13 protein-coding genes are annotated in these 15546 nt (G+C 69.9%); 8 read left to right on the forward strand and 5 right to left on the reverse strand.

What is annotated here, in order from left to right; all coding sequences use genetic code 11:
• Positions 1-580, reverse strand: a 580-nt coding sequence (locus tag GCL72_RS03225) for a TetR/AcrR family transcriptional regulator (RefSeq protein ID WP_153143286.1), incomplete at its 3' end; no start/stop codon positions are given.
• Positions 581-909: 329 nt separating this feature from the next.
• Here GCL72_RS03225 and rpmH point away from each other — a divergent pair.
• The 8 genes from rpmH (at position 910) to GCL72_RS03265 (ending at position 10017) form a co-directional block, all read left to right on the forward strand.
• On the forward strand, positions 910-1047 hold the full coding sequence (gene rpmH / locus GCL72_RS03230) for a 50S ribosomal protein L34 (protein WP_010525598.1): 138 nt from the start codon (positions 910-912) through the stop codon (positions 1045-1047).
• A gap of 182 nt (positions 1048-1229) precedes the next feature.
• Positions 1230-1742, forward strand: coding sequence for a ribonuclease P protein component (locus tag GCL72_RS03235; RefSeq protein ID WP_153143287.1), 513 nt, complete (start codon positions 1230-1232; stop codon positions 1740-1742).
• Complete coding sequence (yidD, locus tag GCL72_RS03240) at positions 1739-2221, forward strand: membrane protein insertion efficiency factor YidD (protein ID WP_153143288.1); 483 nt, start codon at positions 1739-1741, stop codon at positions 2219-2221. The genes GCL72_RS03235 and yidD overlap by 4 nt, the downstream gene beginning before the upstream one ends.
• A gap of 108 nt (positions 2222-2329) precedes the next feature.
• Positions 2330-3304: a membrane protein insertase YidC gene (yidC, locus tag GCL72_RS03245; protein WP_153143289.1), complete on the forward strand. Its 975-nt coding sequence runs from the start codon at positions 2330-2332 to the stop codon at positions 3302-3304.
• Positions 3304-3930, forward strand: a complete 627-nt coding sequence (locus GCL72_RS03250) for a Jag family protein (RefSeq protein ID WP_153143290.1) — start codon at positions 3304-3306, stop codon at positions 3928-3930. Before yidC ends, GCL72_RS03250 begins: the two co-directional genes overlap by 1 nt.
• Before the next feature lie 55 nt (positions 3931-3985).
• Complete coding sequence (rsmG, locus tag GCL72_RS03255) at positions 3986-4738, forward strand: 16S rRNA (guanine(527)-N(7))-methyltransferase RsmG (RefSeq protein ID WP_246160986.1); 753 nt, start codon at positions 3986-3988, stop codon at positions 4736-4738.
• Between the two features lie 108 nt (positions 4739-4846).
• Complete coding sequence (locus tag GCL72_RS03260) at positions 4847-5845, forward strand: ParA family protein (protein WP_246160987.1); 999 nt, start codon at positions 4847-4849, stop codon at positions 5843-5845.
• A 2291-nt stretch (positions 5846-8136) separates the two neighbouring features.
• Positions 8137-10017 carry a ParB/RepB/Spo0J family partition protein gene (locus GCL72_RS03265; RefSeq protein ID WP_425486758.1) on the forward strand — a complete coding sequence of 627 codons (1881 nt, stop codon included), beginning with the start codon at positions 8137-8139 and terminating at the stop codon, positions 10015-10017.
• A gap of 137 nt (positions 10018-10154) precedes the next feature.
• On the opposite strand, the gene trxA is transcribed toward GCL72_RS03265, so the two are convergent.
• The 4 genes from trxA to murJ form a co-directional block, all read right to left on the reverse strand.
• Positions 10155-10481 (reverse strand): thioredoxin, encoded by a 327-nt coding sequence (gene trxA, locus GCL72_RS03270; protein ID WP_153143291.1) that lies wholly within the window; start codon positions 10479-10481, stop codon positions 10155-10157.
• A gap of 41 nt (positions 10482-10522) precedes the next feature.
• Positions 10523-11515 carry a thioredoxin-disulfide reductase gene (gene trxB / locus GCL72_RS03275; RefSeq protein WP_153143292.1) on the reverse strand — a complete coding sequence of 331 codons (993 nt, stop codon included), beginning with the start codon at positions 11513-11515 and terminating at the stop codon, positions 10523-10525.
• Between the two features lie 261 nt (positions 11516-11776).
• A complete protein-coding gene (locus GCL72_RS03280) occupies positions 11777-13603 on the reverse strand; it encodes a hypothetical protein (protein WP_153143293.1) in 1827 nt (608 codons plus the stop codon).
• A 47-nt stretch (positions 13604-13650) separates the two neighbouring features.
• Positions 13651-15510 carry a murein biosynthesis integral membrane protein MurJ gene (gene murJ / locus GCL72_RS03285; RefSeq protein WP_153143294.1) on the reverse strand — a complete coding sequence of 620 codons (1860 nt, stop codon included), beginning with the start codon at positions 15508-15510 and terminating at the stop codon, positions 13651-13653.
• Positions 15511-15546 lie beyond the last annotated feature (36 nt).

The following is a 15546-nucleotide window of genomic DNA, read 5'->3' on the forward strand; positions in this document are numbered from 1 at the left end:
GCTCGAGGACCGCCGACATGTAGCGGGTCATCTCCTCGGGCGGGTCCTCCAACGGGTCGACGCCGAACTGCCGCTTCATCTGGCGGTGCAGCACCAGGGCGCCGAAGGAGTGCAGCAGCATCACCGCCGCGCGGTCGCGCGGATTCTCGCTCGGGGTGACCAGGCCGAGGTCCTGGGCGCGGGAGGTGTACTCCAGCGAGTCGTCCACCAGGCGGTCGAAGAGGGCGTCGATCTCCTGGCCGCCGGCGAGGAAGGCCTGCAGCAGGTAGCGGATCAGCGGCCCGGACTCGTGGATCATCTCCATCACGTGGTTCCGCGGCAGTCCGCCTACGGAGTCCTCGATGGCGGCGTCCTTGGAGTCGTGGAGGAGGCGGGCGACGTGCTGGTCGCAGGCGCGGCGCAGCCCCGCCTTGGAGCCGAAGTGGTGGATGACCAGCGGCGCGGAGACGTCGGCGTGGGCGGCGATGGCCTTCAGGCTCGTCGCCGAGAAGCCGTGCCGGCCGAAGAGCTCGACGGCGGCGTCGAGGATGCGCTCGGCGCCCTCGCGCTCGGTCGACGGAGAGGGCGGAGTATCGGTCATGGTCACCTTTCCGGAGGGCGGCAGGGAGGCTGAATGACTGTTCAGCAGATGATGCCCTCAGGCTGACTTAACGTTCATTCAGCTGTCAAGATCCCGTCGTCGCGCCGGTCGACAGGCCGTGCGGCCCGGTCGACGCTTGACGACGCGCCGACGGGGCGTCTAGTGTTGACAGGTCAATCTGCGGGCGCAGGTGTACCACCGCGCGCTCGGAGCGGCCGGCCGATTCTCGGCGGCGTCCTGCGGACGACCGCTGCGGCAGGCCGCCGGAGTCGACCGCCCTCGGGCCCGGCTCCCTTCCGGACTTCGCAACCATCCAGTGGGAGTACACAGTGAGCAAGCGGACTTTCCAGCCGAGCAATCGTCGTCGCAGCCGCAAGCACGGCTTCCGTTCCCGGATGCGCACCCGTGCCGGCCGGTCCATCATCTCGGCCCGCCGCAGCTCGGGCCGCAAGAACCTCTCGGCCTGACCCGACGCATCCGGCCGCCGCGACGGCGGCCCGCGGCGTCGCCGGGCAGCGCCCGTCGATCGCCGCCTTCGCCACGGCCCGTCCCCGTTCCTCGGGTGCGGGCCGTCGGTGCATCCGGGGGCGGGAGGCGGTCCGGATCCGCGCATCCCGCCCCCGTCCGCCGAGACCCTGCAGGAGGTCGCATGCTGCCGCGTGAGCATCGGATCACCCGCTCGCAGGACTTCCGCGCCGTGATGCGCGGGGGTGCGCGGGCGGGCACCGACACCGTGGTCGTCAGCGTGCTTCTGCGGCCGGTCGGCGAGACGGCGTCGGACGGCCCCGCCGCGCCCTGGCGCTGCGGGTTCATCGTCTCCAAGGCCGTCGGCAACGCCGTCGTGCGCCACCGCGCCCAGCGCCGGCTGCGGCATCTGGTCGCCGAGCTGGTGCCCGAGCGGATCCCGGCGCCGGACTCCCCCACCGTCGAAGGTCCCGCCGACCCCACGGATCCCGCCGATCCCGGCTCCGTCCCGTCCGCACCGGCGCTCGACGTCGTCGTGCGCGCGCTGCCGGCCGCCGCGGAGGCCGACCACGCCACGCTGCGCGACGACGTCGCCTCCGGCCTGGAGCGTGCGCTGCGCCGTGCGCGCGGAGGCCGCCGCCGTCGCGGGGGCGCAGGAGGCTCGGAGAAGACGGCGCGTGCCGGGGGCGCGGAATGAGGACCGGCGCCTCCGGATCGGAGCCGGACGGGGAGACCGCCGTCCAGGTCTGGATCAGGCACGCCGACTACTATGTGCCCGACGGCGCCACGCCGGGACGGCCCGGGCCGCCGCCGACGACCGAGGAGCTGCGCCGTCAGCGCTGGGGGCGGATCCGTCGGACGCCGTCGGCGCTGCTGGCCGGGCTGATCATCGCCTATCGGACGGTGATCTCGCCGCTGTACGGTCAGGTGTGCAGCTACTACCCGAGCTGCTCGGCCTACGGGCTGGAGGCGGTGAGCGTCCACGGGGTGCTGCGCGGGGTGCCGCTGACGGTCTGGAGGATCCTGCGCTGCAACCCCTTCGGATCCGGCGGCGTCGACCACGTTCCGCCCGCGCGGAGGATTTGGCCCCAGGGCTCCGCACCGTCGATCATAGAGACAAACCATCCGCCGATCCCACCGGACGACGACTGTGCTCCCGCGGAGCATGATCAATGACCCTGCCGAGCGCGGCTCCCGACGCCGGCAGGGCTCACGTGTGTCGTCCGGTCCCGAGCACGACGCCGCGTCAGCGGGCGTCGGCCGCCACGACGACTTGAGAGACACATGGGCTTCTTCGACACACTCCTGATGCCGTTCACCTGGGCGGTCTCCTGGCTGCTGAGCAAGTTCCACCAGCTGCTCACCCTGTTCAGCGACGACGCCGAGTGGGCGGCCTCGGGATGGAACTGGGCGCTGTCGATCGTCATGCTGGTGATCGTCATCCGGGTGATCCTGATCCCGCTGTTCGTCCGGCAGATCAAATCGCAGCGCGGCATGCAGATTATCCAGCCGGAGATCCAGAAGCTCCAGGCCAAGTACAAGGGCAAGAAGGACCCGGTCTCGCGCCAGGCGATGGCCCAGGAGCAGCAGGCGCTGTTCCGCAAGCACAAGGTCAACCCGTTCATGACCTGCTTGCCGCTGCTCGCCCAGATGCCGGTGTTCATCGCGCTGTTCTGGATGCTCAACCGCATGCGCCAGGAGCAGTACCGCACTGACGGCTACGGCGCGCTGAGCCCCGCGGAGGTCCAGAGCTTCGACGCCTCGTCGATCTTCGGCGTCGGCACCTCGGACAGCTTCCTGCCGTCCTTCCAAGCCGATCCCACGCGCTGGGACGTGGTGCTGCTGACCTCGCTGATGATCATCACCATGGTGCTCACCCAGTTCTTCACGCAGAAGCAGCTGATGAGCAAGAACATGTCCGAGTCTGCCCTGCAGGGGCAGTTCGCCCAGACGCAGAAGATCATGCTCTACATGCTGCCGCTGGTCTTCGTCATCGGCGGTGTGAACTTCCCGGTCGGCGTGCTCATCTACTGGACCGCCACGAACTTCTGGACGATGGGCCAGCAGTGGTGGGTCATCCGCAACAACCCGACGCCCGGCTCGCAGGCGGAGAAGGAGCTCAACCTCCGCCGCGCCGCGAAGGGTCTCACGCCCATCAACGAGAAGCCCCAGGCCGCCGAGGAGCAGCGGGAGAAGCCCACCGGGAAGCATCTCGGCCAGGGCGCCCAGCCCTCCAAGAAGAAGAGGAAGAAGAGCTGATGAGCCAGACCCGGACGGAGCACCCCGAGGACGCCGAGCAGGCTGACCAGGCCGAGCAGGCATCGGCCGCCGCACCGCAGGACCCCCGGCAGGACGACGCCGGCGCGGCCGAGGAGACGGACCAGGCCGAGGGCGCTGAGAGCGCCGAGGATGCAGAGGAGCAGGACACTCCGGACGAGGGCGACATCGCCGCGGACTACCTCGAGGAGCTGCTGGACATCGTCGACCTCGACGGCGACATCGACATCGAGGTGCGCGGCGAGCGGACCTACGTCTCGGTGGTGGCCGAGGAGGGCGAGGAGGAGCTCGACGACCTCGTCGGCCGCCGGGGAGAGGTCCTGGACGCGCTGCAGGAGCTCACCCGCCTGGCCGTGCTGACCGCCACCGGCGGGCGCACCCGACTGGTCCTCGACGTCGCCGGCCATCGCGAGACGCGCCGCGGCGAGCTCAAGGAGCAGGCCGACGACGCCGTCGAGACGGTCCGCGAGAACGGCCAGGACGTGCACCTGGAGCCGATGAGCTCCTACGAGCGCAAGATCGTCCACGACTTCATCGCGGAGGCCGGACTGGTCAGCGAGTCCGAGGGCGAGGGGAAGCGGCGCCACGTCGTCGTCACCGCCGAGTGACGCGACGGACCGAGCGTCAGCCGCCCGAGCCGACCGACCCGACGGAGGGGACCGCATGACCGAGCAGGACCGAAGCACCCAGGACGCCGACCGGCATCAGGAGGCGTCCGTGGAGGGCGCGTCCGTGGAGGATGCGGCCGCCCCGGCGGAGGACGCGCAGCCGGTGCCGCGGGAGCGCCCGCAGCTGACCGACTCCGAGCGGGCGGCGGCCGAGCAGCTCTTCGGCGACCGGCTGCCGCTGGCCGAGCGGTTCGTCGACCACCTCTGCACCACGGGCATCGAGCATGGGCTCCTGGGTCCGTGGGAGGTCCCGCGCATGTGGTCCCGGCACGTGCTCAACTGCGCGGTGCTGGGCCCCGAGCTTCCCACCGGCGGCGACGTCGCCGACGTCGGCTCCGGCGCCGGGCTCCCCGGGATCGCGCTGGCCATCGCCCGCGAGGACGTCTACTTCACGCTCATCGAGCCGATGGAGCGTCGGGTGGACTGGCTCAGCGAAGTGGTCAAGGACCTGGGCCTGCAGAACGTCACGCTGATCCGCGGACGTGCGGAGGAGGTCACCGACGAGGTGATGGCCGACGTCGTCACCGCCCGCGCGGTCTCGGCGCTGAAGAAGCTGGTGCCGCTGACGGTGCCGCTGCTCGCCGAGGAGGGTCAGCTGATGCTCCTCAAGGGGCGCAGCGTCGATCAGGAGATCGAGGCCGCGTCGAAGGCGTTCTCCAAGCACCGGATGGAACAGCCCGAAGTGCTGAGGCTGGGCGAGGCCCTCCTCGAGGAGCCGACGACTGTGGTGCGCTGCCGGCGTCGCTGACGGCCGGCGGGCTGATGCTCCCGGCGGCGGTGGCTTAGACTGCTCCAGGGGCGACACCGGGCGCCGACAGGGCGTCCGCCGAGTGAACCGACGGAGGGAAGGACACACGTGGCCAGCGAGGACGTTGCACGCGAGAGCCGGCCGAGCGCGGGCGCGGGCGAAGCGGCCCATCAGGCCGCCGAGGCGGCCCGCGGATCCTCCATCCTGGACAGCATGGACGGGTCGTCGCCGCTGGGCGCCGAGCTGGCCGACGAGCGGCGCCGCCGTCAGGCGCTCTCCGAGACGGAGCTCGAGCGCCCGGAGACGACGCGGACCATCACCGTGTCGAACCAGAAGGGCGGCGTCGGCAAGACCACCACGACGGTGAACATCGCCGCCGCGCTGGCCGCCCAGGGCTTCAACGTACTGGTCATCGACATCGACCCGCAGGGCAATTCCTCGACGGGACTGGGCGTGCCGCACTCGGCCGACGAGGAATCGGTCTATGACGTGCTCATCGACGATCTGGCCTTCGCCGACGTCGTGACCGACTGCCCGGACATCGAGCGGCTGCAGGTCGTCCCGGCGACGATCCACCTGGCCGGTGCGGAGATCGAGCTGGTCTCGCTGGTCGCGCGCGAGCAGCGGCTGCAGCGGGCATTGGACCAGTACCACCGGTACCGAGAGGAGCAGGGCGAGGAACGTCTGGACTTCGTGTTCATCGACTGCCCGCCGAGCCTGGGGCTGCTGACGGTCAATGCCTTCGTCGCCGCGCAGGAGGTTCTCATCCCCATCCAGTGCGAGTACTACGCGCTGGAGGGGCTGAGCCAGCTGCTCAACAACATCCAGATGATCCAGAAGCATCTGAACCCGCCGCTGACGGTCTCGACGATCCTGCTGACGATGTACGACGGACGGACCCGCCTGGCCGCGCAGGTCGCCGAGGAAGTGCGCGAGCACTTCCCGGATGCCGTGCTGGAGACGCTGATCCCGCGCAATGTGCGGATCTCCGAGGCGCCGTCCTACCAGCAGAGCGTCATCAGCTATGACCGCGGCTCCACCGGAGCGCTGGCCTATCTGGAGGCCGCCGCCGAGATCGTCGCGCGCGGCGAGGAGGCCGGCCGCTGACCGGTGCGGCGGGTCCGCGTCCCTGCGGAGCCGCCGCGAGAAGTGCACGCCCTCCCGTGCTCGTCGGATCATCGACGGGCACGGGAGGGCGTTTCTCGTCTGCGCCCATGCCGTGCTCCCCTGTGCAGAACGCGGGCGTCGGAGCGCCGGGCGAGGAGCGTGTCCCCGCGCATCGGTCCCTGGGCCGGGCCTCGGGCGGGGGTGTGGTGAGGCGGCGACGACGACGGCAGCGATGGAACTGACGGTCCTGTCGATGCCGGAGGAACCGGCCACGGACGAACCATGCGGACACGATGAGGTCGATCATCGCATGAGCGACTGACCTGGACCGGTGAACACAAGTGGCCTATGCCCACAGTATGTTCATCGACGACTCCTTGTTCAGGGCGAGGGGAAATGTTCAGGACTGTCTGTCCAGTCAGGCGTGATGCGCGACACGCTGAAGGAAGCGTGCTCCGTGCCCCGTCGCCGGAGGGGGAGCTGTGGAGGAATCCTGTGGATAATTCCTGTGGACAGCGTCTGTGGAGAATGGGTGTGGATAAGGCGGCCGGGCGATGTGCGTTCATGTGCGGAGTTCCCGACTCTCACTCCGGGAGAGGTGCTCACCCGATAGGCGCCGGCCTCGGTCGGGTCGGGAGTAGAGGTTTCACGGGAAACATCGCCGGCACCGGAGCAGGGTTGCACCGGAACCGCACCGGCATTGCCTCGGCATCCTGCGCCGGTCCCCTGCCCTCGACGTCGACACGTCCTGCGGCCCAGAATCTCCCTGGTACCCCTGGCTCTCCTGGCACTCCTCGCACCCCTGAAGTTCCGCATCTCCAGGCTGGCACGTGTCGCCGCACCGTCCACCACCTGAAAGAGCCTCCCGATGCGCGGCAGCGGAGACGGTATGCGTTTCCCGTGAAACACGCAGAAAGGTGTCGATGCGCGCACGCCGCGGTGCGCAGCGTGCGAAGGAGTCTCCATGGAGGCGCTCTCCGGGGCAGGAATCCTCGTGCCGCGGGGACGGCTTGCAATGGCCCTCGCGCCGATGAGGGGATCCGATCCCGGGGATCGCCCGCAGGGAGGTGTGGCGTGTGATGCCCGGGAGCCAGGCTTGGATCAACCTGCAGCCCTGGAGACGCGCCTCGTCGACGCTCGCCTCGTCTGCAGAGGCGGCGACGCCGCTCCAGGCAGGCGTACTTCGGGTCGTCGTGCCTCAGCGCATGCAGACCCGACGTTTCCCGTGGAACGCCGACCGCACTGGTGATCGGAAGGTGGTGAGCCCTCATCGTGTCCAAGTCGTCGCCTCCCGAGGCTCGTGCGTCGGGGCGGACAGAAGGTGGACACGAAGGTGGATGGCGCGGGCACGAAGTGACTCCGCAGCGCGGAGAGAGGATCCGCTGTGACGGTGACACGGACGTCGGACGTGTTTCACGGGAAACTTGCGGCGGTCGAGCGATCAGTCGGCATGTGGCGTCCGGCGATGGCATGGTGTGGTGCCTGATGGACTGCCACTCTGCTCGACACCGTCAGGGAGACGGCAGAAGCGGGTGAGAACCGCCAGCTGGGCGACGGTGACTGCACAAGGACTAGGACGTACCTGGGCGTCTCACAGATCGGCATGGTGCTCCTGTTGGGCGCCGGCGGGTCTGGTTCCGCACTGCCCGGGCCGTCGTCGGTGCGAGCCGAGAGACAACTCGTATGTTTCTCGTGAAACATCGTCACTGAGAGCGACGCGAGGACGTGGCGACCCCTCCTCCGGACCTCGAGTCGATCTGTCGAGCTGCATGGTGGTCGCCCGCGCGATGCTCTGCCCGATCGGCTCATTCCCCGCGACGCAGCGCTCCGGGGTGCCCGGTCTTCGGATTTCTCGGCACCCGGCAGGAGACGGTGGTGAAGGGAGCACGACGAGTGTTCCACGTGGAACAGAAAGTCTCGTTCGAAGAGGGCTCGACCAACGCCGCCGGTCGCCGGCGTGCATCTCCGGATACAACTGCTTTCTCGCGGCGAGCTCCCCCGGGAGGATCCTCCACGGGATCGCTAGTGGGTGAAGGCGGTGGGCGCCGGGCTCCTTCCCAAATGGGGTGGACGATGGATGCGTCGCTCGGCACGCCCGAGCGCTGCCCGCACACATTCGCGGCGGCCTGCGTTCCACGTGAAACAGTCCATCCGCCGACCTCGAGCCCGACGTCGTGTTTCCCGTGGAACGCCGTGGACAGAAAGTGCGCAGCTGTACAGCTTCGGTCTTTAGAATGGAGGAGTTGTCGACCGGGACGGTCGGTCCGGGCTCAAGAAGGTGGAGGGACTCCATGACAGAACGGAAGCGGCGAGGGCTGGGGCGCGGCCTCGGTGCGCTGATCAACAGTGATGGCCAGGAGGCTGAAGAATCCAGGGCGACGGCGCACGCCGTCGAGCCGGAGGCGCCGGAGAATGTTTCCCGTGAAACACCGGTGGATGCCGCGGAGACGCTGGATGCCGGCTCCGACGAGGGCGGTCCGGAGGCCACGGCGGCCGATCCGTTCGAGGGAAGCTCCACCACGACGCAGGAATCGGCGGATGGCGAGCCTGCTTCCCTGCCTGAGGACGAAGACGCCGCCGTCCCCGAGGAGCAGCCGGAAACCGACGAGCACGCGGGCTCGAACCACGAGGCCCCGGAGGACGGGACGGACGTCCTCGACGATGGTTCGAACGACGCATCGGACGGAGCCGTCGAGACAGTCGATAAGGTCGAGACGAGAATCGGCGTCGAGGCGCCGGAACGCCCGATCGACGTCTTCTTCTCCGCCAAGTCGCATCTGGACACGCAGCGTGTTTCACGTGGAACCGCTGGATCCAGCACACGCACCACGACGAGTCGCCGCGGCCGGGGCAACGGCCGAGTGGAGATGCCGGACGTCCTCGGCGATCGCGCGCGGAGGAGTCCTCATTCTGCAGTGAGCACGGAATCGGCGCCCTCGGCAGCCTCGGCAGAGGTCGCCCGGACGGGTGAGACTGCCGAGGCCGCGGTAGCGTCCGAAGTTCCGTCACCCGCCGAGCTCGAAGAGTCGTCGGCAGAGAGCACGACCAATGGCTCCTCGACCCCGGAGGCGCAGGGCCCCGCTGAGACGGCTGAGAAGGCTTCTGCGCCGAAACGGACGAAGCGGACGAGGAAGAGCTCGATCCCTGAGGCGGCGGCCTCCCAGAGCGCGCACACTGACGCTGCGATCTCTGAGGGCGGATCCGCGAGCGACGTCACGACGACAGAGGCGGCGACGAGCGCGTCCGCGGCGCAGACTAACGGTGTCTCCCCGATCGAGAGGCCGGCTCCTGCGGCCGCGGCGGCAGACGATGTTCCACGTGGAACGGACGGCGCCGTCGGCGGAAGCGTCGACGGCGCCGAGTTCCGGTCGGTCCGCGTCGAAGCGATCGTGCCGAACCCTCGCCAGCCCCGGCAGGAGTTCGACGAGGAGGACATGGCCGAGCTCGTGCACTCCGTGCGCGAGATCGGTGTCCTGCAGCCGATCGTCGTGCGGCGGATCGCTGACGATCAGTACGAACTGGTCATGGGCGAACGTCGGTGGCGTGCCTCGAAGGCGGCGGAGCGGACCGAGATCCCCGCCATCATCCGTGCGACCGACGACATCGACCTGCTCCGCGACGCGCTGTTGGAGAACATCCACCGCTCCGAGCTCAATCCGCTTGAGGAGGCTGCCGCCTATCGGCAGCTGCTCGACGACTTCCGGTGCACTCAGGATGAGCTCGCCACGCGCATCGGCCGGTCTCGTCCGCAGATCAGCAACACGCTGCGTCTGATGAAGCTGCCTCCGGGCGTGCAGCGGCGGGTGGCGGCCGGTGTGCTCTCCTCCGGCCATGCGCGGGCGCTGCTCGGTCTCTCCACGCAGGAGCAGATGGAGGAGCTCGCTGCGCGCATCGTGGCAGAGGGTCTATCCGTCCGGGCGACGGAGGAAGCCGTGACGATGATGCAGCAGCCCCAGAAGGAGACTGACGTTTCACATGAAGCGGCGACCCGGCTCCCGTCGAACACGCGCTATCAGCAGCTCGACGAATACGCCGATGCGCTCACCGACCGCCTCGATACGCAGGTCAAGATCACCCTGGGTGCGCGTAAGGGCCGGATCGCGATCGACTTCGGCTCCATCGAGGACCTGCATCGGCTGATGGAGATGATCGGACAGTCCACCAGCAGCTGATGCCTCCCCGGCGGCCGATCGCCCGACCGTCGGGGAGGGCCGGCCCGGATGCACGAAGGCCCCGGATCCGCCATCGCGGATCCGGGGCCTTCGTCGTGTGTCGCGTGGGGTTTCACGTGGAACCCCCGGAGGCCGGGTCAGCCGAGGAAGTCGGCGAACTCCTGCTCGAGGGCCTGCTTCGGCTTGGCGCCGATCGAGGAGATGACGTGCTCGCCATCCTTGAAGCCGTAGACGGCCGGGATCGAGGTGATGCCGAACTTGGCGGCCGTGCCCGGGTTCTCGTCGACGTTGAGCTTCACCACCTCGAGAGACTCGGGGTTCTCGGTCGCCAGCTCCTCGAGGATCGGGGTGAGCATGCGGCACGGGCCGCACCACTCCGCCCAGAAGTCGACGATGACCGGCTTGTCGGCCTGGAGTACGTCCTGGTCGAAGCTGTCGTCGGTGACACTCTTGAGATCTGCCATGGTGTCTGTCCTTTCGTGCGGTATGGAGAGCAGGGAGGAAATCAGGCCGTCGCGGCGGCGACGCGGGCGGAGTCGTCCTCGGCAGGATCCGCCGCGGCGGCGAGCCAGTGCTCGACGTCGATGGCGGCGACGCAGCCCGACCCGGCCGCGGTCACCGCCTGGCGGTAGGTGGGATCGAGGACGTCGCCGGCGGCGAAGACACCCGGCAGCGAGGTCTTCGAGGACCGCCCCTCGACCTGGACGGTGCCCTCGGCGGTCAGGTCGAGCTGACCGGCGAAGAGCTCGACGCGCGGGTCATGACCGATGGCCACGAAGAGACCTGTCACGTCCAGAGTGGACTCGTCGCCGGTGACAGTGTCCTTCAGCGCGAGGGAGCTGACCTTGCCCTCGCCGCGGACCTCGGTGACCTCGGCGTTCCAGACGAACTCGATCCGCTCGTTCGCCAGAGCCCGGTCGATCATGATCTGCGAGGCGCGCAGGCTGTCGCGGCGGTGGACGACGGTGACCTTGGAGGCGAACTTGGTGAGGAAGAGGGCCTCCTCCATCGCGGAGTCGCCGCCGCCGACGACGGCGATGTTCTGCTCGCGGAAGAAGAAGCCGTCGCAGGTGGCGCACCAGGAGACGCCGTGGCCGGAGAGCTCCTTCTCTCCGGGCACGCCCAGCTCGCGGTAGGCGGAGCCGGTGGAGAGGATGACCGCCCGGGCCCGCACGACCTCGCCGGTTCCCAGCGTGATCTCCTTGATCGGCGCGTCCAGATGCAGCGCCGTGGCGTCCTCGCGCCGGATGTCGGCGCCGAAGCGGGTCGCCTGCTCCTCCATCTTCATCATGAGGTCCGGGCCCATCACGCCGTCGGGGAAGCCGGGGTAGTTCTCCACGTCGGTGGTGTTCATGAGCTCGCCGCCGGTCGTCACCGAGCCGGCCAGCATCACCGGCTGCAGGTTCGCGCGGGCGGTGTAGGTCGCGGCGGTGAAGCCGGCGGGGCCGGAGCCCACGATCACCACGTCATGCACCTGGTCGGGAGTCTGTTCAGTCACGAGGTCGCGTCCTTCGAGGTCGAGGAGGAATGGACGGACGGCCGCTGTCGGAGCCGTCAGTGGTGAAACTATACGAGGCCGGAGGGTATTCCGTGCCCGATGACGCCGGGCGGGCGTCACGGCGGGACACCTCCGGGCCTGTCCGGGGCCCTGCGCGGCCTGCGAGCGGCTGAGGAGAGCCAGCAGCGTGCGGCGGCGTCGGCAGGCGCGCCGACGCCGCCGCACGGCGCTCGGAGCCGATGCCCGGCGTCGCGCCGGAGGTCAGCGGCCGTCGACCTCGATGTCCCCGACCGCCAGCGAGTACGGCAGGTCCGGGTTGCTGGGGCTGGTCTGAAGCGGCAGCTCCGTGGTGCGGATGATGACGTACTGCCCCTCGGCGGGCTCCTCGAGCTCGATCGTGGTGTCGTTCCAGTTCCACGTGCCGGAGCCCACGCTCGTCGCCCCCTCGCCGGAGGCGGAGTCGCCGACGAGCACCTCGAAGGAGCCGCCGTCGGTGTCGGTCTGCTGGGTCAGCGTCACGGCAGTGACCTCTGCGCTCTCCTCGAGCTCCACCACCAGGTCCAGCTGGGAGGCGAAGCCGCCGAACGCGGCGGAGCCGTAGTTGAAGGTGGTCCAGGTGCTGGAGGGATCGTCGTCGATCAGGTTCGGCAGCTCGCCGTCGGTCTCGGAGTTCAGGCCCGGGCTGTCCGGCACCTCGCGGGTGACGCCGCTGAGCGCCAGCGGCTCGGCCTGAGCGGTCTCGCTGGGCGAGGAGGAGCCCGACGGCGACTCCGTCGCGGACTCGGAGGACTGTTCCGTCGGCTCCTCGGCGGAGGAGTCCGCGCCGGCCTGGGTCTCCGGCCCTTCGGCGCCGCGCAGCTGCAGGAAGGCGACGACGGCGCCGACGAGGACGAGGGCGACCAGAGCGGCCAGCGCCAGCCAGCGCCCGGCCCCGCCGGAGCGTTCGGACTCCTCGGACGGCTCATGCTCCTCGGTCTCCGCGTCGGCTCCGGCCGATCCGCCGGCGGCCGCGGCGGCGCCCGAGACGCCGGCGGCGGCAAGTTCGTCCCGCGCGTCCTCCTCGCGGCCGATCGGCGTGATGAGACCGGTGAAGCTCGGGCGGTCCTGCTCGACCTGCGCGGCCGCGGGGACCGACTGCACATCGGCCGGCGGAGTCGTCGGCGGAGCAGCCGGCGGATCGTCGACGACCTCCTCGTCCCGGGCCTGCTGCTCCAGGGCCTCGGCCTCGGCGGCAGCGCTGGCGGCACGGCCGCCGTCGTCAGCACTGGCCCCGGCGCCAGCAGCGGCGCCAGCACCGGCATCGTCCACGAAGGCCGTGGAATCGGTCGTGATCCCGGCGTCGGAGACCGGGGCGCTCGACTCCGCCCGGCCTGCGGGCGCCGCGGCCTCGGCGGTGAAGGTCTCCTCCGTGTCGGCCTCGGCGCGGGAGTCGACCACCTCGAGGTCGTCCAGCGCGCCGCCGGAGGTGCCCGCCAGCGCTCCCGCCGCGGCCGCGTCCGGCGCGTCGCCGGCGGCGCGCCGATCGGCATCGCGGTCAGTTCTTAAGCGTCGATTGATGCTGTCGGATACGCGCGAGAGGAAGGCCGGACGGCCCCGGCGGAAGCGGGTGCCGGCGTCCTCGGTCTCCTCCTCCGGGACGTCGTCGGACTCGGCGAGGTGGTCCTGCAGCTCGGCGTAGTACTCCTCGTCGTCGGCGTAGGTCTCCGGCTCCATCACCCGGGACTGGCCGAAGAGCTCCTGGCCCAGCGAATCGGTGAAGAACGGCTCCACATACGGCGCGGCGTCGGGGACGACCAGATCGAGGAGGTCGTTGGGGTGGGTCAGCGTCGAGATCAGGTAGGTGCGGTCCGCCGAGAGGCCGAGGTCGAGCACCTGCACCTCGGACGTCCGGTCCCCCGTGGCCAGCTCGCGCGCCGAGATCGCGACCTGCTTGGCGTTGGCCGGCGAGGCCAGCAGCACGCTCACATCGCGGCTGAGCACCTGATCGACGGCCTGGAAGACGATGTCCTGGTCCGCAGAGGTCACCACATGATGGGTGATGCGGTAGCGTCCGCTCACCACATCGCCGACGCCGAACGGCTGGGCCACGGGTCCTCCTGAGTATCGCCGGTCGATCTGCCCTCTGCTCGGCCACCTTACCGGACCGGAGGCGCCAACCTCCTCAGCGCGGGGAGCCGCCGGGAGAGCGTCTCGACGAGGTCGCCGAACTCCGGCACGCGCATCACCCGCAGCAGCACCACGAAGGCCGCGGCCATCGCCGCGCCGACCGCCGCGCAGGTGATCACCGCGGTGCCGATGGACTCCCAGGCGAAGCCGAGGTCCGCACCGGTGCGGTAGCCGCCCAGCAGCCAGAGCACCGCGACGCCGACGACGCCGGCGCCCGCCGCGGCCCAGCCGGCCCGGGCGTAGGAGGCCACCACCGAGCCGACGTCGAAGGACCCCCAGCGGCGGACGACGCGCACATGGCAGATCACATACTGGACCACGTGCAGCGCGGAGAACATGCCCACCACGATGAACGGCAGCGCGGTGTTCGGCAGCACCGCGGCCAGGCTGTGCGAGATGGTCAGTCCCAGGCCGACGATGATCGTCTGCACCAGCATCGGGGTGCGCGCGTCCTCGGCGGAGTAGAAGACGCGCATCAGGTAGAAGTTCGCCGAGCGGAAGGGCATGCCCAGCGCCAGCAGCACCAGCAGCTGGGCGATCGCCGCGCCGGAGAGCACCGAGGCGCTCGAGGAGCCGCCGAAGAGTCGGCCCAGCGGCCCGGCGAGCACCAGGATGGCGATCATGCAGAACATCACCGGCAGCGCGAACATCCGCAGCCCGCGGTTGATGATGTCGCGGACCTCGCCCAGCCGGCCGAGGTCCATCGAGCGGGCCAGCTGGTTGAACAGCACGGTGGCCATCGAGAGCACGAAGACCGAGTGCGGCAGCACGGCGATGAGCTGGGCGGCGTTGGCGGCGTACTCTCCGGGGATGGACGGATCTCCGCCGGCGTCCTGCCGGCTCGCCGTCGCCCCGGAGATCAGCCGCATGTAGAGCAGATTGCCGATGTTGGAGATCAGCATGGTCACCAGCGTCCAGGCCGCGATCTGCCCGGTGGCGCGCAGCCCCAGGCCCCGCCAGCCGAAGCGCGGCCGCAGCGGGATCCCCAGCGTGCGCAGCGGCCACAGCAGGATCAGCGCCTGGGCGATGATGCCGATCGTGTGGCCGGCGCCCAGCCAGACGGTCTGGGCGGTGGTCCACTCGGCCAGCTGGTCGCCGCCGACGGCGTAGGCGCCGAACATCGCGATGTAGGCGCCGATCACCGCGATGGCGATGAGGTTGTTCAGCACCGGCGCCCACATGTACCAGCCGAACTTGGCGTTGGCGTTGAGGACCTGGCCGATCACCGCGTAGAGGCCGTAGAAGAAGACTTGCGGCAGCGTCCAGACGGCGAATGAGGTGCCCAGCGCGAGCATCGGCTCGGACCAGTCCTTGGTCAGCGCGGTCATCAGCGGATAGGCCAGCGCGGTGATCAGCAGCGTGGCCGCGCCCAGCACGAGCGTCGCCAGGGTGAGCAGCCGCGCGGTGTAGTCGGCGCCGCCGTCGGACCGTTTCGCCGCCTTGATCAGCTGCGGGACCAGCACGACGTTGAACATGCCGCCGGCCAGCAGCATGTAGATGACGTTCGGGACGGTGTTGGCCTTCTCGAAGACGTCGGCCACCAGGGCGGTGCCGCCCAGGGCGACGGCGAGCAGCATGGTGCGCATGAAGCCCAGCAGCCGCGAGATCAGCGTCCCGGAGGCCATCAGGGTGCTGGCCCGGGCCATGCCGCCGGCGGGGACGTGGGAGTCGGCGGCGGGGGTTTCGCCCGTCGTCTCGCCGGGTGTCTCGCCGGTCGTCTCCGCGGCGGCGTCGGCGCGCGGTTCTGCGGGGGATTCTGCGGTGCGGGACGCGCCGGAGTCGTCTCCGGAGGAGGTCCGGGCGGCGTCGCGGGGGGAAGTCGACTGCATCGGCTGTGACTATAGCGCCTCAGTCGGCGCGACGGC

It is taken from the genome of Nesterenkonia halophila, from assembly GCF_009467795.1.
Classification (GTDB): domain Bacteria; phylum Actinomycetota; class Actinomycetes; order Actinomycetales; family Micrococcaceae; genus Nesterenkonia; species Nesterenkonia halobia.